Genomic DNA, 22,357 nt, shown 5'->3' on the forward strand with positions numbered 1-22,357 from the left:
GCCACCGGCAGACGCGACAGCGCAACGGCCTGGGGTAACCGATGGGTGATCGCGGCGGTTGTGCTCTCCCTGCCGTTCACCGACCGGCATCCCGAAGACGTCACTGCACCGCTACCTCGCCGATGCCGAGGCCACCGTGGCCGGGCCGCGATGAGCCGCCGCAAATGCTGTGCGGGGCCCACGAACAGGGCGCATCGCAATCACCTGGACCGGGACTGGTACCGACGTCGTTGACGCCATCGAGGTATCGCCGCAGCAGGATGGGACCACGAGTCCGCCGACCGCATCCGCGCGCCGCCTCTCGGGGTGGCGATCGGCACTCAGTGGTCGAGGGCGGCCATGTTGGCTTCGTCGTAGCGGTCGCCGGTGGCCGGCGTCAGGTTGTCCAGTCGGGCGATCTGCCCGTCGCTGAGGCTGAGGCGGTCGGCCGCGGCGTTCTCCTCCAGCCGGTCGATGCGCGTGGTGCCGGGGATGGGGGCGATGTCGTCGCCCTGAGCAAGCAGCCAGGCGAGGGCAACCTGCGCAGGTGTGGCCTCGGCTTCGGCGGCGACGGCGCGGACCTCGTCGACGATGCGCAGGTTGCGTTCGAGGTTGCCGCCGGCGAAACGTGGGTTGGTGCGGCGCCAGTCGTCGGCGTCGAGGTCGTCCAGCGTGCGGATGGTGCCGGTGAGGAACCCGCGGCCCAGCGGTGAATAGGGGACGAGGCCCACGCCCAACTCGCGCAGGACCGGCAGCACCTCGGCCTCGGGGTCGCGGACCCACAGCGAGTACTCGGACTGCACCGCGGCGATCGGATGAACAGCATGTGCCCGCCGGATCGTCGCCGGCCCCGCCTCCGACAGCCCGATGTGGCGGATCTTGCCCTCGGACACGAGCTCCGCCAGCGCCCCAACGGTCTCCTCGATCGGCGTATCCGGGTCGCCCCGATGCTGGTAGAAGAGGTCCAGGTGGTCGGTGCCGAGGCGGCGCAGCGATCCCTCTACTGCGAGCCGGACGTTGGCCGCGGTGCTGTCCGCGCCCGGGCGGCCGGTGTGCGAGACGAGACCGAACTTGGTCGCGAGAACGACCGCGTCCCGGCGTCCCTTGACGGCCTGGCCGACCAGTTCTTCGTTGACGTAGGGGCCGTACGCTTCGGCGGTGTCGATGTGGGTGACGCCGAGGTCCAAGGCCCGCTGGATGGTGCGGATGGACTGGTCGTCGCGCTGGCCGGCGCCGGTGTAGAAGGACGACATGCCCATGGCGCCCAAGCCGATGCGGGAGGTCGCCAACCCGCCGAGCGAGGTGATTCTCATCGTGGTACTCCTCTTCCTGTGGTCTGCGAGCTTTAAGTTCCGGTCGGTACAGAACACTAGCACATCTGGACCGACCGGTAGTAAAGTCTGCCGTAAGGATCGAGGAGGATGCCATCATGAGTGGATCCCCGAGCGCAGGGCTCGGCCGCCCCCGGGAGTTCGACACCGACGAGGCGCTGGAGCGCGCCATGCAGGTGTTCTGGGCACGGGGGTACGACGGCACCAGCCTCACGGACCTGACCGGCGCGATGGGGATCACCAGGTCCAGCATGTATGCCGCCTTCGGCAACAAAGAGCAGATCTTCCGAAAGGCCGTGCAACGCTACGCCGAAGGGCCGGCCTCCTACGCGACACGCGCCCTGCGGGAGCCCACCGCGCGTGCGGTGGCCGAGGCATTCCTGCGGGGAGCCGTCCGGACGACGACGTCGCCCGGACGCCCTGCGGGGTGCCTGTCGGTTCAGGGTGCGCTGGCGCTCAGCGAGCACAGCCGGCCGGCGCACGACACGCTGGCCGGCTGGCGCATCGACGCGGGCGAGCAACTCGAGGGCCGCTTCCGGCGCGCCGTCGAGGAGGGCGACCTCCCGCGTGACACCGACCCTGGACGCCTGGCCCGATACGTCATGACGACGGCGTTCGGCATCGCCGTCCAGGCCGCGAATGGCCTCGGGCCGGACACGCTCGACGAGATCGCCGAGACGGCACTGCTCGCCTGGCCGACGTGACCACCGTGCAACTCGCTCGATGGCTCCGCTCGTGAGCGTTCATCAAACCGTACCTAATTTTGTACCGATCAGACCGCAAATGGTGCATGCGGGCCCTCCATCGGCGCACGGCACGAGCAGGCGAAAGGCAAAACGCGGGATGGAAACACCAGGGAGCTCGACCGAGCGACCATGCGGGAGACGCCTGCTCGGCGTTGGGATCGTGGGGTTGAGCGCGTCGGGCGGATGGGCGGCCGGGGCGCACCTGCCCGCGTTGTCGGCAGTCGACGGCATGGAGCTCACCGCCTTGGCGACGAGTTCCCGCGCGTCGGCCGCCGCTGCCGGCGCCGCGTTCGGAGTGACCGGCTACGCCGCGGTCGAGCAGCTCGTGGAGGACGAGAACGTAGATCTCGTGGTCATCGCGGTCAAGGTCCCCCGGCACCGCGAGCTGGTGTTGCCTGCGCTACGGGTGAGAGTTCCGGTGCTCAGCGAATGGCCCTTCGCCGTCGACCTGGCCGAGGCCGAGGAGATGGAAGGCGCCGCCCGGGACACGCGTACCTTCATCGGGCTTCATGGGCGTTCCTCGCCCACCATCCGCTGGCTGGCCGACCTCGTCTCCGACGGGTACGTCGGGGACGTGCTGTCCGCGACGGTGCTGGCATCATCGATCGAGTGGGGCAACCCGGTCTCCGAGCGCATGCGATACACCCTCGATCACACGCTCGGCGCCACGATGCTCACCATTGCTTTCGGAAACGCCATCGACGTGGTGTCGATGGTCGTCGGCGAGTTGCAGGACGTGATCGCTTCGACGGCGACCCGGCGCCCGATCGTTCCGCTCGGCAGCACCGGACAGACGGTTCCGATGACCGCCGAGGACCAGATCGCCGTCTCCGGCACGCTGTCCAACGGAGCGATCCTCTCCGTCCATCACCGTGGCGCAACGGTGTCCGGGCCTGGATTCTCCCTCCTCATCGACGGTACGGAGGGAACTCTCGAGATAACTTCCGCGAGTGGGTATCCACACCTCGGGCCCGTTACGGTGCGCGGCGCACGAGGTCCCGCCCCTCTGTCTCGGCTGACACTGCCCGACGGCCACGACGGCTACCCTCACTTGGCCGGAACACCGATTCACAACCTGGCGCACACATATGCGGCGATCCGGAATGATCTCATCGACGGCACCGCGACCGTCCCGGATTTCGCCCACGCCGTCAGACGCCATCGGCTCCTCGACGCAATCATCCGATCGGCCGCCGAGGGGCGACGCGTGCATCTCGCGAAACCTTGATGAGGAACCTCCGCAATGCGCTGGACGGCTTCCCTCTCCGGCGCACTCGCGAATACCTCAACAAGCAAACTTCGTACGGAAGGATCAGTGTTTGATGATTGAGAACGGTCTGCGCGACTTATACCTGCGATACATCGCGGCACTCAACGCCCACGAATTCGGCAGCATGGATGAGTTCCTCTCTGAGGAGGTACTGCTCGGCGGCGAGCCAGGCACCCGGGACGCCGTCGTCGAAGTCCTCAAGGGGATCGTCCACGCCGTGCCGGACATCCACTGGGAGATCGAGGAGATGATATTCGACCGCGACGGCATCGCCGTCCGCCTCACCAACACCGGCACGCCGGCCAAGGAATGGCTCGGCGTCCGGCCGTCCGGGGCCTCATTCAAGATTGTCGAGTATGCGATCTACAGGGTCCGTGACGGCAGATTCATCCACATGACCAACCTCCACGACTCGGCCGAGATGCTCCGCCAGCTGACCACTTGACATCTCCGGAAGGCTCGGGCCGGACGGGCGACGACGCCGGCTGGGCGCGGGCCTGGACATCCTCGGCGGGCAGTGGACTGGCGAGGTGGTGGGTGAGGCAGAGCGGCGTGCGGGCCTTACGCCGACAGGCGGCCGCGACGGCCAACTGATCACCACCCGAACAGATCCGTTCCGACGGGGGTGCGCCGGTCCGGAGACCGGCGCACCCCCGTGTCGTCAGCGGGCCCGGGACAGAATCCGCTGGCCGAGCAGGGTCACGTGGATCAGGTCGGCGGCCTCGCAAGGTGTCTACCTGGGGAGCGCCGCCGACAGCAACGAACCGCCCGAGGCAGCCCAGGACCACGAACCGCCCGCAGGCCCTGTTCGGCAGAACGTCACCCAGAGCTTACGGATCTCTGACGGAGCACAGCAATTCGCGCTGATCCCCGCCCACCTCGCCACCGCCTAGGGTTGGCGGCATGGCGCTACGACTTGTTCAGGTGAACGTCAAGGCTCGGGACGACTCGGCCCTGGGCCGGTTCTGGGCGGAGGCGCTCGACTGGAACCTTTCCAGCTCGGGCGCCGGTGCGACAAGCGTTGCGCCGGTGGGCTTCGTCTGGACGGACCCCGACGCCGCCGTCTGCCTCGATGTCATCGCCGTCCCGGACCCCGAAACAGTGCAGACCCGCGTGCACATCGATCTCGCCACCACCTCTGCGGCCCATCAGGCGAATATGGTCGCACGCCTGAAGGAGCTCGGTGCGACACCCGCCGACGTGGGCCAGGGCGATGTCCCGTGGACGGTCCTGGCCGACCCGGAGGGCACCGTGTTCTGCGTGCTGGAGCCTCGGGAGATCTACCGGGACACCGGGCCGATCGCCGCGGTGGTGGTCGACTGCACCGATCCGCAGGCCATGGCCCGGTTCTGGGGCGACGCGCTGGGCTGGACTCCGCACGACGCGACCGACGACTACGCGCGGCTGCGTGCGGCCACGGGTGCCGGTCCCTATCTTGAGTTCCTCCGCACGCCTGACGTGCAGACCGTGCGGAAGCGCGCCCATCTCGACCTGGTGCCGTGCCCCGGTGACGATCAGTCGGCGGAGGTGGCCCGGTTGCGGACCCTCGGCGCGACGCCCGCCGACGTCGGCCAGGGCGACGTCCCGTGGATCGTCCTCGCCGACCCGGAGGGCAACGAGTTCTGCGTCCTCGCCCCGACCTGACGGGATCCTGCACCGAGACCGTCCGGGCCGGCTCCTACTCTCCCCGGTGCACCGTTACCGTCCCGGCGGTGCCGTCGACGGTGACGAGCTGACCGGAACTGATCGTCTCCGTGGCGCCGGGCACGCAGATGACGGCGGGGATGCCGTACTCGCGGGCCACGGTCGGGCCGTGCGCCATCGGCGCGCCGGTCTCGGTCACCAGTCCCGCGGCGGTCAGGAACAGCGGCGTCCAGCCGGGGTCGGTGGTCGGGGCGACCAGGATCTCGCCGGGCTCGACGTGCGCGGTAGCCGGGTCGCGTACGACCCGGGCCGGGCCGGTCGCCGTGCCGGGTGCCGCGCCGACGCCGCGCAGCGCACCGGCCGGCGTGGGCCGGCCCGGCGCGAGCAGGGCCTCGACGTCGGTGCCGTCGCAGAGCAGCGCGACCGGTACGTGCCGGCGGCGCCGCTCCCGCCGGTACTCGGCGCGGCGGGCGGCGACCAGGTCCCGCTGGTCGGTACCGGCCAGCGCGGCGCGCGCCTCGGCGAGGGTGAGGAACATGATGTCGTCGGCCTGCGCCAGCCGGCCGCCGTCGGCGAGTTCGGCCCCGACCAGCAGGAGCTGCCGGCGGCTCTCCCGCAGCGGGTACAGTCCGGCGAACTTGCCGGCCTCGCGCAGCCCGGCCAGCAGCCTCGCCCGGCGGAGCAGGAACCCGGCGATCCGGCCCCGGACGGGCCGCCGCCGGCGTGCCCGCCGGACCAGTTCGTCGAGTTGCGCCTCGGCCTGCGCGGCGGCCCTGGCGAAGCGCCGGTCGGGAGCCTGCTCGGGGTCGGTGACCCGCAGGTAGTTCGCGATGGCGGCGAAGACCGGCGCCGGATCCTCGGCCCAGCGGGGCATCCCGAGGTCGACCTCGGCGGCGGCCCGGTGCCCGTAGGTGTCGAGGAACGCCGCGAGGCCGATGTCCGGCAGGGCGCCGGCCCGGTAGCGTGCGGCGAGGTCGTCCGGGGGTGTGGTCAGCAGCAGGTCCCGGTGTGCGGCGGCCCGCGCGGCGACCCGCCACAGCGCCAGGTCCATCTCGATGGTGACGTTGTGCGGCATGCCGCCCAGCACGGTGTGGATCTCGGACTGGCTGGCGATCCCCCTGAGTAGCCCGGCCGGGAGCGCGGCGGTGAGCATGCCGGCGACGATCGGCCAGACGATCCGGTCGTAGCGGGTGGAGACGTCCTGCGCCTCGACGAAGTCCAGCCGCTGCCCGGCGGTACGCAGCCCGGCCGGCCCGGCGGCGGCCCGCTCCCGGAGCCGGTCGATCTCCTCGAAGAGCCGGATCCGGGCCGTCCCGGGCCGGACCAGCGCGGCCACGATCCCGGCGACCGCGCGCGGCGCGGTGCGCAGTGCGGGGCCGAGCGCGTGGGCGGCGCCGGCCCGGCCGCCGGGTACGGGTGCGAACCGGGGGTCGCTCAGGATGTGCTCCACCACCGCCTGGGCGCGGGGTCCGAAGTCGACCGCCATCAGCTTCACCAGCCGCTTGCGGGTGGTCGGGTGGCGCACCAGGTCGGTGAGGTCGCCGTAGAGCCGGCCGCCGACGTCGACGATCTCGGCCCGGATCCCGAACGAGGCGAGCATGCCGGCGATCATCGCCTTCAGCGTCGACATCCCCATCGGGGTGACCGGCGCGAGCATGCCCTGCACGTGGCCGAACTCCAGGTAGAGCCGCGGCTGCGGCCGGTCGGTCTCCGGCGGCAGCGGGAACAGCGTCGTGATGGGCCGGGACTGCAGCAGCCAGAGGACACCGTCGGCGTCGTACGCCCACTCGATGTCCTGCGGGTGGCCGAAGTGGGTCTGGATCCGGTGGCCGGCGGCGCGCAGCTCGGCCAGTTGGGTCGGGGTGAGGCAGCCCCGGTCGTCGTACCCGGCGCCGTCGAGCAGGTAGTGGTCGGCTGCCACGGTGCCGTCGACCACGGCGGTGCCGGGCCCGGGTGCGGCGTCGACGACCATCTCGGTACGGCAGCCGGTGAGCGGGTTGGCGGTGAACAGCACCCCGGCGACGGTGGCGTCGACCATGCGCTGCACCACCACCGCCATCCGGACGGCCCCCTGGTCGATCTCGTTGGCGTCCCGGTAGGCGACGGCCCGCACGCTGTGCAGCGAGCCCCAGCACTTGGCGACGGCGTCGAGCAGCTCCTCGGTGCCGGTGACGCCGAGGAAGCTCTCCTGCTGGCCGGCGAAGCTCGCCTGCGGCAGGTCCTCCGCCGTCGCGCTGGACCGGACCGCGACCGGCCCCCCACCCAGCGCCCGGTACGCCGCCACGACCTCGGCCTCGGGGACCTCTCCCAGGTCGTAGGCGGCGGTGGTCAGGCAGAAGCCGTCCGGCACCCGCTCGCCGATCCTGATCAGCTCGCCGAGCCCGGTGGCCTTGCCGCCGACGAGTTCCGTCATGCCGACCGATGTCGCGGCCAGCGGGATCACGTTCACCTCGGGCACCTCTCCACCTCGGGACGGCCTGACCGGCCGCCACCACCCAACCTTTTTCCAATACGACTGAAATGTAACTGGCGCGGCACTCCCATGTCAATACGACTGCAATGTAAAGTGGCGGGGTGCCCCGGAGAGCCGACCACCTCGCCCGCCGTCGACAGCTCGCCGACGCCCTGCTGCGGCTCGCCGCCAGCCAGGGCCTGGAGGCCGTCAGCCTCCGGCACGTGGCGGCCGAGGCCGGGGTCTCGACCGGCATGGTGCAGCACTACTTCCGCACCAAGGACGAGATGATGCTCTTCGCCCTCGACGTGGTGATGCGCAACGCCGAGGAGCGGATCGGGGCCGTGATCGCCGCCGCCGGCCGGACCCTGAGCCCCGCCGAGCTGGTCCGTACCCTGATGATCGAGATCCTGCCGCTGGACGAGACCCGGCGCCTGGAGGGCCACGTGATCCTCGCGTTCCTCGCCTACGCCGCCGTGAAGCCGCAGATCGCCGACGGGCTGCACCGCGACGCCGACCAGCTGCGGAGCTTCGTCGGCGACCAGATCCGTGCGGCCCAGGCCACGGCCGGCACCGCACCCCGGATCGATCCCGGGCACGCCGCCACCGCCCTGCTCGCCCTCGTCGACGGGCTCGGCATCCAGTTGCTCGGGCGGCACTTCTCCCCGGACGAGGCGGTGGCCGCCCTCGACGCCCACCTCGACCTGCTCTTCGGCGCACCCACCGGCAGGTGACCGCAGCCGGCCCCGGCCAGCGGGCGACAACGGCCGGCCGGTGACCGCTCCGGGTCAGCTCCGGACGCAGAGATAGCTGGCGTACGTGGCCGGATCCTGGCTCGCGGTCGCCGCCACGATCCGGAAGCCGGCCCTGGCCAGCATCGGTTCGAGCAGCCAGCTGAAGGTGCTGTGTTCCTCGCGGACGTGGGTGGCGAGCTCCGCCCGGGTCCAGCCGTCGGCGGTGGAGGCGGACGCCCCCGACAGCCAGGTCTCGACCTGCTCCCCCAGCTGCGCCGGGTCGAAGCTGTAGATCAGGTCGCGCAGCAGCAGGACCCCGCCGGGCCGCAGCATCCCGGCGACCCGGGTCAGCGCGACCGCCTTCCAGAGATCCGGCAACTGGTGCAGCGCGTGCCGGCTGTGGACGACGTCGGCCGGCGGCCCCTGGTGCGCGTAGCTGAGAAACCCGGCCCGGACGACCTCGACGTTGGCCAGTCCGGCCCGGTCGGCGCCGGCCCGCAGCCGGGCCAGCATCGCCGCCGAGACGTCCACCGCGACGACCCGCCGGCATCGTGGCGCGGCGGCCAGGGCGAACCGGCCGGTCCCGGCACCGAGGTCGACCAGGGTGGCGTCGGCGTCCAGCCCGTGCCGGCGGAGCAGGTCGAGGTCGGGCTGCGGATCGTGCCCGGCCTTGCGGTCGTAGCCGTCGACGTACGCCGGGTCGAGGTGTTCCGGCCCGGCGTGGACGAGTTCGTCGGGCCACCAGTCGGGTTGCTGCGCCGGCATCCGTCCTCCCTGTCTGGTCGCGCCCCGACCGGCCCTGCCTCGCGGCCGTCGTCGGGCGCGCGCCAGTATCACCCGCCCGGCCCGGGACCGGCACCGCATTTACCTCCGCCGGCCCGCACTAGACTTCCCCGGCGATGGACGCGCAGACCCCCACCCCGGCCTCGGAACCCTCGACGGAGAGCCGACCGTGTGCCCACTGTGGACGGCCAGTGCCGCAGCGGGCCGCCGCGGGACGGCCGTTCCGGTACTGCCGCGACAACGACGGCGCCTGCCAGCGGGCCTCCCGCAACCAGCGGATGCGACACCGCAACGCCCCCGGGCTGGCCGGCCAGGTGGCCCGCGCGTGGGAGGTGGTCGACCGGCTCGACCAGGTCACCGACTCGCTCGCCGAGGCGCTGCACGCCGAGCTGTCGCCGGCCGGGGTGGAACGCCGGCTCGCCGAGATCCGCGCCGAGGCCGCCACCCAGATCGCGGCGGCACAGACCGAACGCGACGAGGCGCGTCGGGAGACGGAGGCGGCGGCCGCCACGCTGCACCAGGCACAGCAGGCGGCGACCGCGGCCGTCGCCGACCGGGCCGCCGCCCGGGAGGAGTCCGCCCGGGCCGCCGGCACCGCCGAGCGGGCCCGCGCCGAGACCGCCGCCGCCGTGGCCGCCCGGGACGCGGCACAGCAGGCGGAGAGCGCGGCGGTCGCGCTGCGTACCCAGGCCGAGCAGGACCGCGACGCGGCCCGCACCGAGCTGCGGGCGCTGCGTGCCGAGGCGGACGCCGACCGGCGGCGACTGGCCGAGCTGACCCGGGAACACGCCGAGCTGGTCCGGGACCGGGACGCGGCCCGGACCGAGGCCGCCCGGGCCGCCCGGGCCGCCGCCGAGGCGGTCGGCCAGGCGGACCGGTTCCGCGCCGAGGCGACCCGGTCCCGGTCCGCCGCGGATGCCGCCGCGCAGCAGACCCTCCGGGCCCGCGCCGAGACCGAGCGGGCGACGGCCGACGCCGCCGAGGCCCGCGCCGCGACCGCCGCCGCCACCGCCGAGCTGGAGCGGGCCCGGGTCGAGCTGCGGGCCGCGCGGGACGCCTCGGCCGCCGCCGACGCCCGGCTCACCGAGTCGGCGGTACGCCTGGCCACCGCCGAAGCCGAGCGTGACGCGGCCCGGGAGCGGGCCGGTCAGCTCTCCGCCCAGGTCAGCGACCTCGCCGCCGCGCTGGCCGGCCTCGGCGCCCGGGCCGCCGCCGCGATCCCGCCGCCGCGGCCGAGCAACGCGCCCGGCCACGCCGACGGCGGCGGTCCAGAAGCCGGGCCGGGTGGAGCCGCTCCAGCAGACCGGAGCAACGCGATATAACCGGACGATTCACCGCCACCGCGAGTGACGCCGATCACGGGCGACGAGATCCGGCTACGCTCGGAGCGTTTGACCACTTGTAGGTTTGACCGCTTGTACGTTCGACCGCCTGTACGTTTTCTGCCGGCGGGCGGGAATCGCCCACCCGGCACCTGTCGTTACACCGATAAGAACCAGCATCACGACCGAGGGGAAAGCCGATCATGGGCGAGCGCATGCTGCGCGGGAGCCGTCTGGGAGCAGTCAGCTACGAGTCCGACCGCAACACCGAGCTTGCCCCGCGACAGACCCGGGAGTACCTCTGCGCCAAGGGCCACCAGTTCGAGGTGCCCTTCGCCGTCGATGCCGAAGTGCCGATCACCTGGGAATGCAAGTTCGACGGCAGCGTCGCCCGGCTGGTCGACGGCAGTGAGCCCGAGCAGAAGAAGGCCAAGCCGCCGCGTACCCACTGGGACATGCTGCTGGAGCGGCGCTCGATCGCCGAGCTGGAGAGCATCCTCGCCGAACGGCTCGAAGAGGTGCGGACCCGGCGCGGCCGGGCCTGACCCGACCGACCGGCGCAGCAGCTCAGCAACCCGCCCCCACGGCGTCGCCGTGGGGGCGGAGTCGTCCCGCCCCCACCCGTGCCGGCCCCACCCCGGGAGCCGGGGATCACTGCGATCGCGGCTCCACGATCTCGCCCTCGATCGCCGCCGCCGGTCCGCTGCCGTCGGCCGGCCCGGCGGTCGACCCGGTGGCCGGCGGCGCACCACCGGCCGGGCCGGCGTCGGGACGCGGCTCGCCCCGGCGCACCCGCACCCGGCGCGGACCGAAGAAGTCCCCGGCGACCTGGGCGGAGACCCGGCGCTCGGCCACCCGCTGCACCTGAACCCGGACCAGCCGCCGCACCAGCGGCACCGTCAGCAGCAGCCCGGCCGCCCCGGTGACCAGGCCGGGCACGGCGAGCAGCAGTCCGGCGAGCAGCCCGACCAGCCCGTCACTGACCTCACGGCCCGGCGGGCGGCCGCTCTCCACGGCGGCCCGCAGGCTCCGCCAGGCCCGCATCCCCTCCCGGCGCAGCAACGCCAGCCCCAGCAGCGAGGCCGCCAGCACCAGCAGCACCGTCCAGCCGAACCCGATCGCACGGCCGACCAGCACGAAGAGGGCAATCTCCACGATCCCGGTCAACAGCAGTGCCAGCGGCACGAATCTCAATCCTCGGCCCATGTCACCCCATCCGGACGTCGGGTCCACCAACCCCGCCCATCCAGCATGACACGCCACCGGTCACGGCCACCGGACCCGCTCGTCACCGACCCCGTCGCGCCGCCCCCGACCCGGCGCCACCCGCCGATCCGTCACCGACCAGAGCGTGACCCGCCACAACGCCTCACCGACGATCACCGGGCTCATCTTGCTGGTGCCACGCTCCCGCTCGGCGAACGTGATCGGCACCTCCACCGTCCGCAGCCCGGCCCGGTGCGCCCGCCAGGAGAGCTCCACCTGGAACGAGTACCCCTGCGAGGCGACCGAGTCCAGGTCCAGCCGGGCCAGCGCCGGCACCCGGTACACCCGGAACCCGCCGGTCGCGTCCGACAGCGGCATCCCCAACGCCACCCGGGTGTAGAGGTTGCCGCCCCGGGACAGCAGCTGCCGGTGCCACGGCCAGTTCACCACCTGACCGCCCGACGTCCAGCGGGAACCAATCACCACGTCGGCGTCCCGGGCCGCGTCCAGCAGCCGGGGCAGCTCCTCCGGCGCGTGCGAGCCGTCCGCGTCCATCTCCACCACGGCGTCGTAGCCGTGCTCGGCCGCCCAGCCGAACCCCGCCACGTACGCCGCGCCGAGCCCCTGCTTACCGGCCCGGTGCAGGACGTGCACCCGGGGATCCTCCCCGGCCAGCCGGTCCGCGACCTCGCCCGTGCCGTCCGGGCTGTTGTCGTCGACGACCAGGATCTCCACCGGCGGCACCGCCCGGCGGACCCGATCGGCGATCACCGGCAGGTTGTCGGCCTCGTTGTAGGTGGGCACCACCACCAGGACCCGGCCCACCCCCGGATAGCCGCCCCCGTGCTCCTCCGCTGCTGCGAACCGGTCCTCCGCCGCAGATCCTGCATTCACCGCTCCTCCGCATCCGCCGGGTCGCCGGCCGTCGCCGTACCGACCCCGGGAAGCGGACGCCGCCGGACCAGCGTCGCGGCGGCCAGCGCCGCCACGGCCATCGCCAGCAGCGCCAGCTCCGGCCACACACCGACCCGGGTGGCGACCGTACGGGTCTCCCCGAGGTGCATCTGCCGGGTCACCACCGCCCTGGTGTTGAACCCGGTCGCCCCGGTTACCCGCCCATCGGCCCCGACGAACCCGGAAACGCCGACGGTCGAGGCCATCAACGCCTCCCGGCCGTGCTCGACCGCCCGCAGCCGCACCATCGCCAACTGCTGCTCGGCCTCGGCCACGTCGAAGGTCGCGTTGTTGGTCTGCACCACCAGCACCTGCGCCCCACCGGTCACGGTGTCCCGGACCACCCCGTCGTAGGCGACCTCGAAACAGATCACGTCGCCGAGGGTCACCCCGCCGACCCGCAGCACCCCCGGTTCGGTGCCGGCGACGAAGTCGTTACGGATCCGGTCGACCTCCTTGCTGACCATCCGGGCGATCCCGCGCAGCGGCACGTACTCGGCGAACGGCACCGGATGCCGCTTGACGTACTGCTGCGACCCGTCCAGGCCGGTCCGCGGCAGCCACACCAGCCCCGCGTTGCGCACCTGCCCCTCGCCCGGCCCGAGCAGCACCGCGCCGACCAGGATCGGCGCCCCGATCGCGTCCGCCGCCGCCGAGATCGCCCGCCCCGCCGACGCACTGCGGGTCGGGTCGACGTCGCTGGAGTTCTCCGGCCAGACCACCAGGTCGGGCTGCTCCGCCTCGCCGGCCGCGACCTGGCGGGCCAGCGCGATCGTGGCGTCGACGTGGTTGTCCAGCACCGCCTGCCGCTGGGCGTTGAAGTCCAGCCCCATCCGGGGCACGTTGCCCTGCACGATCGCCACCTGCGCGGTGCCGGCGTCCGGGCCGGCGCCGCCCACCGGCACCAGCAGCCCCAGCAGCGCCAGCGCGACCGCACCGGCGACGAGCCCGACCCCGCGCAGCCGGCCGGCCACCGGCAGCCGCCGCCACGGCCGCCACACCGCCACCACCAGCAGCCCGCCGGCGACCGCCACCGCGAAGGTGACCAGCGGCGCACCCCCGTACGCGGCCAGCCGCAGCATCGGCGAGTCACCCTGGCTGAACGCCAACCGCCCCCACGGGAACCCGCCGAACGGCGTCCGGTCCCGCAGCGCCTCCTGCGCCACCCACAACACCCCGCTGACCAGCGGCCACGACCACCGCCAGCGGTCGACAAGCGGGCTGGTCGACGCCACCCCCAGCCCCAACAGCCCCAGATACGCCGCCTGCAAACCGGACAACAGCAGCCACGGCAGGTTCCCGGTGTAGAGGTTCGTCCAACTCAGCATCGGCAGGAACAGCACCAGCCCGGCGACCGTGCCGAGCCCGAACCCGGCGCGCAGCCGACGCCGGTGCACCGCCACCGCCAGCAGCGCCACCCCGACCGGCGCCAGCCACCACACCCCGTACGGCGGGAACGCCAGCAGCAGCGCCACCCCGGCGGCCGCCGCGGCCGGCAGCGCCAGCCGCAGCGGCACCGCCCGCCCGGCCGGCGCGGCGGGCCGGCCACCACCCTCGACGGCGCCCGTCGTCCCGGCCGTGTCCACCACTGTCACGCGCGCCTCACGTCTCCCTCGATGCCCACCGGCAGCGCCGGCGGCGGGCTGACCCGCCTGCGCCACGAAGGCTACCGGCCCGGGCCGCCGGGCCGGGACGGCCGGGAAACGAAAATCGGGGCGCGGCTTGTCGCCGCGCCCCGATGCTCCCAGGCCCTCCCCGGCCGGTGCGGTAGGGCACCACAGCACGACCTTCGGACCGACCGGACGCGAACTGGCTGTCCCGCGTCGAGCCGTTGTCTACTGGCCGCCTGCACCACCCTGCCCGAGCACCGGTAACCGCAGCCGGTTCGCGCCGCCCCGCCGACCCCCGCCCGCTGGACCTGGCCGTTGCGACGACACCAACACATGTCGCTCGGCCAGCGGACGAAGGGACGAAGCGAACAACAGCCGCTTCCCGTTGTAGGACTCAAAGACGGTACGTGGTACCCCCCGGGCACTGTCAACCGCCCTCCGGCCAGTCGTCCCGTTCGATACGGCGTGTCGGAGCCGGCGCGCCGCGCCACACCCCGTTCGCCTCCGGTTCGCCCACCCGACACCGTCCCAACCGGCCCGGTCAACCGGTGGAGAGGTGCCGGCGCAGCAGGCCGGCCGCCGCCGCCGGATGCGGCTCCGCGAGCAGGCCCGCGGCCGCCAGCACGTACCGGGCGTCGACCACCGGCCGGGCCGCCCGGGGCAGCGGCCAACCACCGGCATGATCGGTCAACACCCCGTCGAGCACCCCGGCCACCGCCGCCGCTCCGGCATGCCGGAGCACCCCGCCGGAGCCGACCAGCAGCCGCACGTCCCGCAGATCCCGGGCCGGCTGCCCGGCCGCACCGCCGCCCCGGGCGTGCCGGCGTACCGCCACCACCGCGGCGAGCGCGGCGATCCGCTGCTCCGCCGAACGCTCCGCGCCGCCGGGCACCAGCCGGCCCGGATCCGCCGCCAGCCCCGCCGCCACCGCCGCCAGCGACTCCCGCTCGCCCGGCGCCAGCAGCCGCTCCGCCGCCGCCGCGTCGACCACCCCCGGCGCGCTCCACCGCATCCCCAGATCACCCTCGACCGTCCGGGCCCGCCACAGCGTCCCGGCGGCCGGCCGCCCCGGACCACCGGCCCGCTCGTCCGGCACCAGCACCGAGTACACGTCGGTGGTGGCGCCGCCGACATCCACCACCAGCAGATCCCCGCCCGCCTCGTCGGCGAGCACCTCGACCCCGGCCAGCACCGCGTCCGGGGTCGCCGCCCGGACCAGCCCGGCGAACCGGGAACCCCGGGACAGCCGCTTGCCGCCGATCACGTGCCGCAGGAACACCTCCCGGATCGCCGCCCGGGCCGGCCGTGCCGCCAGCACGCCGATCCGGGGCAGCACGTTGCCGGCCACCGTCACCGGCACACCCCGCCCGGCCAGCAGCTCCCGCACCGCACCGGCGGCCTCCGCGTTGCCGGCCACCACCACCGGCACCCGCCAGCGGGCCCGGGCCAGCCGGCCAGCGTTGCCGGTCAGCACCTCCGCGTCCCCGCCGTCGGTCCCACCGACCAGCAGCACCACGTCCGGCCGGGCGGCCCGCAGCGCCGCCAGACCCGCCCCGTCCAGCCGGCCGGCGCCGACGTGCACCACCCGCGCCCCGGCCGACAACCCGACCTGGTGGCCGGCCCGGGCCGTGATCAGCTCCTCGTAGCCGAGCACCGCCAGCCGCAGCCCGCCACCGGCGGACGAGCAGACGTACCAGGGCGCCGACGCCGCCCCGGGAAGCCCGGCGGTCGCCGCCGCCACCGCCGCGTCCAGGCCGTGCAGCACGTCGGTGCCGGCGGTGGTCGCCGCGGCCGACGCGCCGAGCAGCGCACCGCCGTCCAGATCCACCACCGCCACCTTCGTCCAGGTGGAGCCGACGTCGGCGCAGACCGCGTACGAGGTCACGCCGGCCCGGCGTCGGAGGCCGGACCGGTGCCGGCCGGTGCCGCAGGGGCGGACCCGCCCGCGTCGGCGGCCGGCACCACGACGGTGCCGACGGCGGTCACCGCCACCAGCGGCGGATCGAGCACCTCCGCCGCCGAGTCGCCCCGATCCGGCCGCCCCCGGCACACCACCCGGCACTCGAACTCGCAGGTGCGGCTGCGGCTGCCGACCCGGACCACCGTCGCCGCCACCTCCAGCACGTCACCGGCACGCACCGGCGCCCGGAACCGCACCTCCGCATAGCCGGCGAACAGCCCCTCGTCACCGTCGGTCCGGATGCACACCTCGGTCGCCACGTCACCGAACAACCCCAGCACGTACGCCCCGTCGACGAGGTTGCCGGCGTAGTGCGCGTGCGAGTACGGCACATAGCGGCGGTGCCGCACCGTCAGCCCCAGCCGCGGATCCGACGCCCCGTCTCCGCCGGTCATCCCGTCCCCTCCGATCATGCCGGCACCTCCGTCGCCTTCCGGGCCGGTGACCGGTCCCGATCACCCCGGCCGGCCGCTGCGGCGCCGACCAGCCGGTGCACCAGATAACTCGCCACCTCGCCCGGCGTGGTCCCCCGACCGAAGATCCGATCCACCCCCAGCTCCCCGGCCATCAACTCGTCGAACCGGGGACCACCGACCACCAGCAGCGGACGCCGGCCCGCCGGCATCGCCTCCCGGAACGCCGCCGACATCTCCCGGACGTTGTGCAGGTGCGCGTCCCGCTGCGTCACCACCTGCGACACCAGCACCGCGTCCGCCCGCTCCGCCCGCGCCGCCGCCACCAGCTCCGGCACACTCACCTGAGCACCCAGGTTCGTCACCCGCAACTCCCGGTAGTACTCCAGGCCCTTCTCCCCGGCGATCCCCTTCACGTTCAGGATCGCGTCGATCCCGACCGTGTGCGCGTCCGTGCCGATGCACGCCCCCACCACCGACAGCTTGCGACGCAGCCGCCGCCGGATCAGCGCGTTGACCTCCTTCGCCGCCAGCAGCGGAAAGTCCCGCTCCACCACCCGCACCGCCGCCAGATCCACCAGATGGCTCACCCGGCCGTAGACGACGAAGAAGGTGAACCCGTCACCCATCTGCCGGGCGTGCACCAGCATCGCCGGATCCAGCCCCATCTTCGCCGCCAACTGCAGCGCCGCCCCCTCCGCCCGCTTGTCGTGCGGCACCGGCAGGGTGAACGACACCTGCACCATCCCGTCCCCGGTCGCGTCCCCGTACGGCCGCACCACCGACCCACTCATGTTCCCTCCATGATCAGCTCCGCCAGCCGCCACATGCCCGTCGACGGGTTCACATGGTGGGCCACACCGGTGGGGTCAAGACGTCGGCCGCGGTCCACCGCGTCACCGACACCGGCGGCGTAGTGTCGAAACTCCAGCCGCGCCTTGTCGTACGTCGGGAGTTGCCGCCTCAGCCGGCGTTCCAGATCCGGGTAACCAGCGCAGTGTGAGCGACATTCGGTGTGATGAAGCAGCAGCCACAGTTCGAAGCACGGATTGGACACCGCGAGCCGCACACCCAGGCGCCGGGCTTCGGAAGGTCGCCCGCAGCCCGTCGAAGTAGTCCGGCTCGGTGCGCGCCCCGCCGCAGAAGACCAGGAGCGTGCGACGAGCCGGCCGCGTTGCTCGCCGTCTTCCGCTGTTCTCACGCCGCATCATCGGTCGTCCGCCTCGAGCTCAGTGCGTCCCGGAACGCCCCTCGGGCAAGCACCGGAACGGCACCGTAGCTACCAGCCAGGTATCGGCCCCGGGTGTTCTCGTTCTTCCGCGGATGGAACTCGGCGAGCGGATAGAGGCGAGTGGCTCCGCTCCCAGCGTCCTTCTCCACGAACCATATTTCGTCGCGAGCCAGCACATCCTCATCGAGCAGGGTGGCATCATGCGTGGTGAACAAGAGCTGCGCGCCGGTCGTCTCGATGGCTGTCGACCGGAACAGGCTGACAAGCTCGGCGGTGAGATATGGATGAAGGCTGGCGTCCACCTCGTCGACGACCAACAGGCCGCCGCTGTCAAGCGTTCGCAGCGCCTGTGACGCCAGGCCCAACCAGCTCCTGGTGCCCGCAGATTGATCCTCGATACCGAGGGCGACCGCCGAGGCACCGTGCCGGAACATCAGACGTGGGCGTGCCCCGGGGTCACGCGATTCGATGAGGTCGCGGACACTGACCTTGAACTCCTCGCTGAGCACCTGGTCCAGGACATCTTTGTCTATGCGCTCGCCAGCGAGGAACCGTCGCTTCCGATGTGTTGTCTGGATGAGACCACGATCTATCAGTTCGTTCAACAGTCCGGCGGTGAGCCTGAGATCGATGTCCGCCTGCCCCACCGTGACGTCCACAATGCCGAGATCGGCGGCGCGGATCAACGCGACGGTCCGGTCCCGATCGTCGGTCCGCAAGCGCTGGATCAGGTCCTCCTCGGCGACCGACGTGGCATCCAGCGGACCGAACCCGACGGCGTTGCGGAACCACCGGTAGAGCGGTTGGACCTCGGCAAGATCGTGTAGCGCCGCGACGGTCAGGAATAGAGCGTTGTCGCGCGTCTGCCGCTGGAGCGACTCAGCGCGGGCGCGATGCTCCGGCACCGTCGAGCCGAGCCGGATGCCGACGTCGTTCCGCTCGAAGATGACCCGGCGGCGGCCATGGGGATAGCTGTAGAGCCATTCGTGCCGTACCCGACGGTCGTCCACCTCCATCCCGTAGCTGTAGCGCAGACCCCCGACCACGACCTCGACGCAGTAGCCGGACGGCGACGTCGCGGACTCGGGGTCGAGGCGGAACGGGCTACGCGACACGCCCGAGCCGGGCTGCCATCCGGCAAAGGAGGTCAACACCGCGTCCCGCATCCAGCTGAGGGCGTCGAGAAGATTGGACTTGCCGGAGGCGTTCGCCCCGAACACCGCCGCGACCGGAAGAACTCCCCCGGACTTGTCGTACACGGGCTCGAACGAAAGCTCCTGTTCATCGCGTATCGACCTGTGGTTCGCGACCCTGAAGCTACGCAGCATGTCTCCCGCCCCGGACAGTTCCAGCGCTCATCTCGCAAGTAAACCGCACGAAACGCCTTCTGTCTGCCGTCACAGGCGCGTTTCCAGCAGCTCCGTCGCCGGGTTGTGGTAGTCGGCGGCGTGCACCGCCACCCCGTCGAGCCCTCGACCCCGGTCCGCCGGCCGCTTCATGATCCCGAAGGTGCCGTCCGCGATCGCCGGCAACAACCCGCCGTCGACGATCCGCTCCAGCAGGACCACCGCCTCGCCGAGCACCGTCGCCGCCCGCCGCTGGATGAACCCGCCCGGCGCCGGCACGAAATCCTCGCGCAGCCCGCCCGCCGCACCCAACACGTACCGGACGTTCTGCAGCGCGATGTCCCGGTCCGACAGCCACGGCGTCACCACCGCCTCCGTCATCATCCCGACCAGCAGGATCCCCTGCCCCGTCATCGCCCCCGCCAGGTTGAAGAACCCGTCGAGCAGATTCCCCCGGAACACGTCCCCGGTCATGTGCCGGGTCGGCGGCATCCACTTCAACGGCGCGTCCGGAAACAACTCCCGGGCCAGCAGCGCGTGCGCCAACTCCAGCCGGAACGACTCCGGCAGATCCGGATCGATCTCGAAGGCGTGCCCCAGCCCCAACTGCGCGTCCGGCAACCCCGCCTCGTGCGCGAAATACTCGTTGAGCAACTGCGACACCGTCACCGTGTGCGCCTCGTCGACCGCGTCCGCCGTCGTCAGGTAGTTGTCCTCACCCGTGTTGATGACGATCCCGGCCCGCGCGTGCACCTGCCGCGAGAACCGCTGGTCCACGAAGGTCCGCACCGGATTGATGTCCCGGAACAGGATCCCGTACATCGAGTCGTTCAACATCATGTCCAGCCGCTCCAGGCCGGCCAGCACCGCCATCTCCGGCATGCACAACCCGGAGGCGTAGTTCGTCAACCGCACGTACCGGCCCAGCTCCCGCGACGAGTCGTCCAACGCCGCCCGCATCAGCCGGAAGTTCTCCTGCGTCGCGTAGGTGCCCGCGAACCCCTCCCGGGTCGCCCCCTCCGGCACGTAGTCCAGCAGCGACTGCCCCGTCGACCGGATCACCGCGATCACGTCCGCCCCGGCCCGCGCCGCCGCCTGCGCCTGCGGAATGTCCTCGTGGATGTCACCGGTCGCCACGATCAGATAGATCCACGGCCGCTGCGCGGGATCGCCGTGCCGGCGTACCATCCGGTCCCGCTCCGCCCGGCGGCGGTCGATCCGGCGCAGACCCGCGCCGACCGCCCGCCGCGCCGCCGCCCGGGCCGACCGCGCCCGCCGGCCCGCCGGCACCTCGAACCGGACCGACCCGGCCGCCGCCTTCTGCGCCAGCAGCGTCACCGCCGCACCGACATCGGCGGCGGCCGGCGCCGCACCCACCTCCCGCAGCAACGCGTCGAAGACCGGCACCGCCACCCCGTGCGACAGCCCCACCTCCGCGACCACCGCGTCGACCAGCCGGTTCACCCACGGAATCCCGTCCGGATCCGCACCCGACACCCCCGCCAGCCGCACCACCGCCCGCTCCACCGACACCGTCGTGTGGCTGCGGGCCAGCTCCACCACCGGCTGCCCGGCCCGGCCCGCCAACTCCCGCGCCCGCCGCACCAGCACCGGATCCAGCGCCAGCTTGCCGGCGGCACCGGCTCCTCCGGCGCTTCCTGCGCCGCCTCCGGCGCCTGTTCCGGACGGCGGACGACCCGACATCCCACTACCCTCCGTCATCGGCGGCCTCCCACTGCCCGGTCACGACGCACCCACCGCGCCGCCCTCGTCGTCGCCGTCCCCGTCCACGTCGTAGATCACCGACCCGCGCACCACCGTCCGCCGGCAGACCGGCAACGGCGTCGGATCGTCCGGCCCCCGCACCTCCGCGACCTCCGACACCAGCACCGGCAGGCCACCGTCGCCCACCCCGGCCGGCGTCGACCAGACCGCGAACGTCGCCGCCGCCCCCGGCACCAGCACCCCCTCCGGAAGCCGCGGATCCCGGCCACCCGCACCCGCCGGCACCGCCCGCCAGCCACCCCGGGTGTGCGCCGCGAACGCCGCCCGCACGCTCAGCCGCTGCGCCGGATTGAAGTGCGCCACCGCCGCCCGCACCGAACCCCACGGATCCAGCGGCGTCACCGGCGAGTCCGACCCGAACGCCAGCGTCACCCCCACCCCGTGCATCGCACCCATCGGATTCGACTCCAGCGACCGCCCGACCCCCAGCCGCGACGCGTACATCTGCCGATCGCCGCCCCACAACCGGTCGAACGCCGGCTGCATGCTCGCCACGATCCCGTACTCGACGAAGCCGGCGATCAACCGCTTCTCCATGATCTCGGCATGCTCGACCCGGTGCCCGGCCGCGCGCAGCCGCTCCACCCCCAGCACCCCCGCCGCACCGGCGAACCCGGCCAGCACCGTGCCGATCGCCGCGTCCCCGATCGCGTGGAACCCGCCCTGCACGTCGTGCGCCGCACAGTCCAGCAGATGGTCCCGGACCTGCTCCGCCGTCAGATAGCCGTGCCCGCAGCCACCCGGCTCACCGTCGGCGTACGGCACCGACAGATGCGCCGTACGCGCACCCAGCGCCCCGTCCGCGAACAGATCCCCACCCGCACCGACCGCACCCAGCTCCCGGGCCCGCCGCGCACCCGTCAACTCGCCCCAGTAGCCGTACACCTCCGGGGCGCCGGCACCGGAGAGCGCGAGCAGAGCGGTGAAATCCTCCTCGCTGGAGATCTCCGGCCCGCCGCACTCGTGCACCGCCGCGATCCCCAGCGACGCCGCCCGGCCCAACGCCACCCGCTGCGCCGCCCGCCGCTGCACCGGCGTCACCGAACCCATCGCCACCGCCCGCACCAGATGATGGGCGTCCCGGCGCAGCCACCCCGACGCGTCGTAGCCCGGCGCCCTGACCACCTCCGGCACCGCCGCCAGCAGCGCCACCGAACAGAGCGCCGAATGGATCGACGCCTGCGACAGATACACCCGCCGGCCCCCGGCCGCCCGGTCCAGCTCCGCCGCCACCGGCACCCGCCGGTCCGGCCACGCCGACTCGTCCCAGCCGTGCCCCAGCACCACCGCGTCGGCCGGCAGCCCCGCCGTGAACCCGGCCACCGCCGCCAGCACGTCGGCCGCCGACCGCGCCCCGGACAGATCCAGCCCGGCCAGCGCCAGACCGGTGTCGGTGACGTGCACGTGCGCGTCCACGAACGCCGGGGTCACCAGCGCGCCGTCCAACTCCACCACCCGGTCGGCGGACGGGGCGTCACCATCGCCGCCGAGCCAGTCGATCCGGCCGTCCCGGACCAGCAGCGCCGTCGCCCGCGGATCGGCCGGACAGAACAACCGGCCGCCACGGTAGAGAATCGAGGGGTTCGTCATG

19 protein-coding genes and 1 pseudogene are annotated in these 22,357 nt (G+C 73.0%); 7 read left to right on the forward strand and 13 right to left on the reverse strand.

Features of this window, described 5'->3' with window-relative positions:
- Window positions 1-320: 320 nt before the first annotated feature.
- Complete coding sequence (locus ACN27G_RS12285; RefSeq protein WP_421492932.1) at window positions 321-1,292, reverse strand: aldo/keto reductase; 972 nt, start codon at window positions 1,290-1,292, stop codon at window positions 321-323.
- Between the two features lie 116 nt (window positions 1,293-1,408).
- Between ACN27G_RS12285 and ACN27G_RS12290 the strand changes: the two genes are divergently transcribed.
- From ACN27G_RS12290 to ACN27G_RS12305, 4 genes are all read left to right on the forward strand, one after another.
- Window positions 1,409-2,014, forward strand: coding sequence for a TetR/AcrR family transcriptional regulator (locus tag ACN27G_RS12290; protein WP_421492933.1), 606 nt, complete (start codon window positions 1,409-1,411; stop codon window positions 2,012-2,014).
- 139 nt (window positions 2,015-2,153) lie between these two features.
- Window positions 2,154-3,284 carry a Gfo/Idh/MocA family protein gene (locus tag ACN27G_RS12295; RefSeq protein ID WP_421492934.1) on the forward strand — a complete coding sequence of 377 codons (1,131 nt, stop codon included), beginning with the start codon at window positions 2,154-2,156 and terminating at the stop codon, window positions 3,282-3,284.
- A gap of 94 nt (window positions 3,285-3,378) precedes the next feature.
- Window positions 3,379-3,771, forward strand: a complete 393-nt coding sequence (locus ACN27G_RS12300) for an ester cyclase (RefSeq protein ID WP_421492935.1) — start codon at window positions 3,379-3,381, stop codon at window positions 3,769-3,771.
- A 458-nt stretch (window positions 3,772-4,229) separates the two neighbouring features.
- Entirely contained in the window at window positions 4,230-4,970 is a 741-nt protein-coding gene (locus ACN27G_RS12305; protein WP_421492936.1) for a VOC family protein, read from the forward strand.
- Window positions 4,971-5,004: 34 nt separating this feature from the next.
- On the opposite strand, the gene ACN27G_RS12310 is transcribed toward ACN27G_RS12305, so the two are convergent.
- Entirely contained in the window at window positions 5,005-7,428 is a 2,424-nt protein-coding gene (locus ACN27G_RS12310; protein WP_421492937.1) for a PEP/pyruvate-binding domain-containing protein, read from the reverse strand.
- 116 nt (window positions 7,429-7,544) lie between these two features.
- Here ACN27G_RS12310 and ACN27G_RS12315 point away from each other — a divergent pair, with 116 nt between their 5' ends.
- The gene (locus tag ACN27G_RS12315) at window positions 7,545-8,156 is read left to right on the forward strand and encodes a TetR/AcrR family transcriptional regulator (protein ID WP_421492938.1); all 612 of its coding nucleotides are present in this window, start codon (window positions 7,545-7,547) and stop codon (window positions 8,154-8,156) included.
- Window positions 8,157-8,210: 54 nt separating this feature from the next.
- On the opposite strand, the gene ACN27G_RS12320 is transcribed toward ACN27G_RS12315, so the two are convergent.
- Window positions 8,211-8,921, reverse strand: a complete 711-nt coding sequence (locus ACN27G_RS12320; RefSeq protein WP_421492939.1) for a class I SAM-dependent methyltransferase — start codon at window positions 8,919-8,921, stop codon at window positions 8,211-8,213.
- Between the two features lie 134 nt (window positions 8,922-9,055).
- Here ACN27G_RS12320 and ACN27G_RS12325 point away from each other — a divergent pair, with 134 nt between their 5' ends.
- Both ACN27G_RS12325 and ACN27G_RS12330 read left to right on the forward strand, forming a co-directional pair.
- A complete protein-coding gene (locus ACN27G_RS12325) occupies window positions 9,056-10,261 on the forward strand; it encodes a hypothetical protein (RefSeq protein ID WP_421492940.1) in 1,206 nt (401 codons plus the stop codon).
- A gap of 203 nt (window positions 10,262-10,464) precedes the next feature.
- Window positions 10,465-10,806, forward strand: coding sequence for an RNA polymerase-binding protein RbpA (locus ACN27G_RS12330; protein ID WP_421492941.1), 342 nt, complete (start codon window positions 10,465-10,467; stop codon window positions 10,804-10,806).
- 106 nt (window positions 10,807-10,912) lie between these two features.
- Here the strand turns inward: ACN27G_RS12330 and ACN27G_RS12335 are convergent, their stop codons facing one another.
- The 10 genes and pseudogenes from ACN27G_RS12335 to ACN27G_RS12380 all read right to left on the reverse strand — a co-directional run bounded on the left by ACN27G_RS12335 (window position 10,913) and on the right by ACN27G_RS12380 (window position 22,356).
- Window positions 10,913-11,467, reverse strand: a complete 555-nt coding sequence (locus ACN27G_RS12335; protein ID WP_421492942.1) for an FxsA family protein — start codon at window positions 11,465-11,467, stop codon at window positions 10,913-10,915.
- A 60-nt stretch (window positions 11,468-11,527) separates the two neighbouring features.
- Window positions 11,528-12,361 carry a polyprenol monophosphomannose synthase gene (locus ACN27G_RS12340; RefSeq protein ID WP_421492943.1) on the reverse strand — a complete coding sequence of 278 codons (834 nt, stop codon included), beginning with the start codon at window positions 12,359-12,361 and terminating at the stop codon, window positions 11,528-11,530.
- Entirely contained in the window at window positions 12,358-14,016 is a 1,659-nt protein-coding gene (gene lnt / locus ACN27G_RS12345; RefSeq protein WP_421492944.1) for an apolipoprotein N-acyltransferase, read from the reverse strand. The genes ACN27G_RS12340 and lnt overlap by 4 nt, the downstream gene beginning before the upstream one ends.
- 556 nt (window positions 14,017-14,572) lie before the next feature.
- Window positions 14,573-15,916, reverse strand: a complete 1,344-nt coding sequence (locus ACN27G_RS12350; RefSeq protein ID WP_421492945.1) for a glutamate mutase L — start codon at window positions 15,914-15,916, stop codon at window positions 14,573-14,575.
- 71 nt (window positions 15,917-15,987) lie between these two features.
- A pseudogene (locus ACN27G_RS12355) lies at window positions 15,988-16,386 on the reverse strand (hotdog fold domain-containing protein); the annotation flags it as partial.
- 14 nt (window positions 16,387-16,400) lie between these two features.
- Complete coding sequence (locus tag ACN27G_RS12360; protein ID WP_421492946.1) at window positions 16,401-17,198, reverse strand: OAM dimerization domain-containing protein; 798 nt, start codon at window positions 17,196-17,198, stop codon at window positions 16,401-16,403.
- On the reverse strand, window positions 17,195-17,605 hold the full coding sequence (locus tag ACN27G_RS12365; protein WP_421492947.1) for an RloB family protein: 411 nt from the start codon (window positions 17,603-17,605) through the stop codon (window positions 17,195-17,197). Before ACN27G_RS12365 ends, ACN27G_RS12360 begins: the two co-directional genes overlap by 4 nt.
- Entirely contained in the window at window positions 17,602-18,963 is a 1,362-nt protein-coding gene (locus tag ACN27G_RS12370; RefSeq protein WP_421492948.1) for an AAA family ATPase, read from the reverse strand. The genes ACN27G_RS12365 and ACN27G_RS12370 overlap by 4 nt, the downstream gene beginning before the upstream one ends.
- Before the next feature lie 69 nt (window positions 18,964-19,032).
- Window positions 19,033-20,703 (reverse strand): lysine 5,6-aminomutase subunit alpha, encoded by a 1,671-nt coding sequence (locus tag ACN27G_RS12375; RefSeq protein ID WP_421492949.1) that lies wholly within the window; start codon window positions 20,701-20,703, stop codon window positions 19,033-19,035.
- Window positions 20,704-20,724: 21 nt separating this feature from the next.
- The gene (locus ACN27G_RS12380) at window positions 20,725-22,356 is read right to left on the reverse strand and encodes an amidohydrolase (protein ID WP_421492950.1); all 1,632 of its coding nucleotides are present in this window, start codon (window positions 22,354-22,356) and stop codon (window positions 20,725-20,727) included.
- Window position 22,357: the final 1 nt, after the last annotated feature.

This window comes from Plantactinospora sp. WMMB334 (assembly GCF_049179095.1).
GTDB lineage: Bacteria > Actinomycetota > Actinomycetes > Mycobacteriales > Micromonosporaceae > Plantactinospora.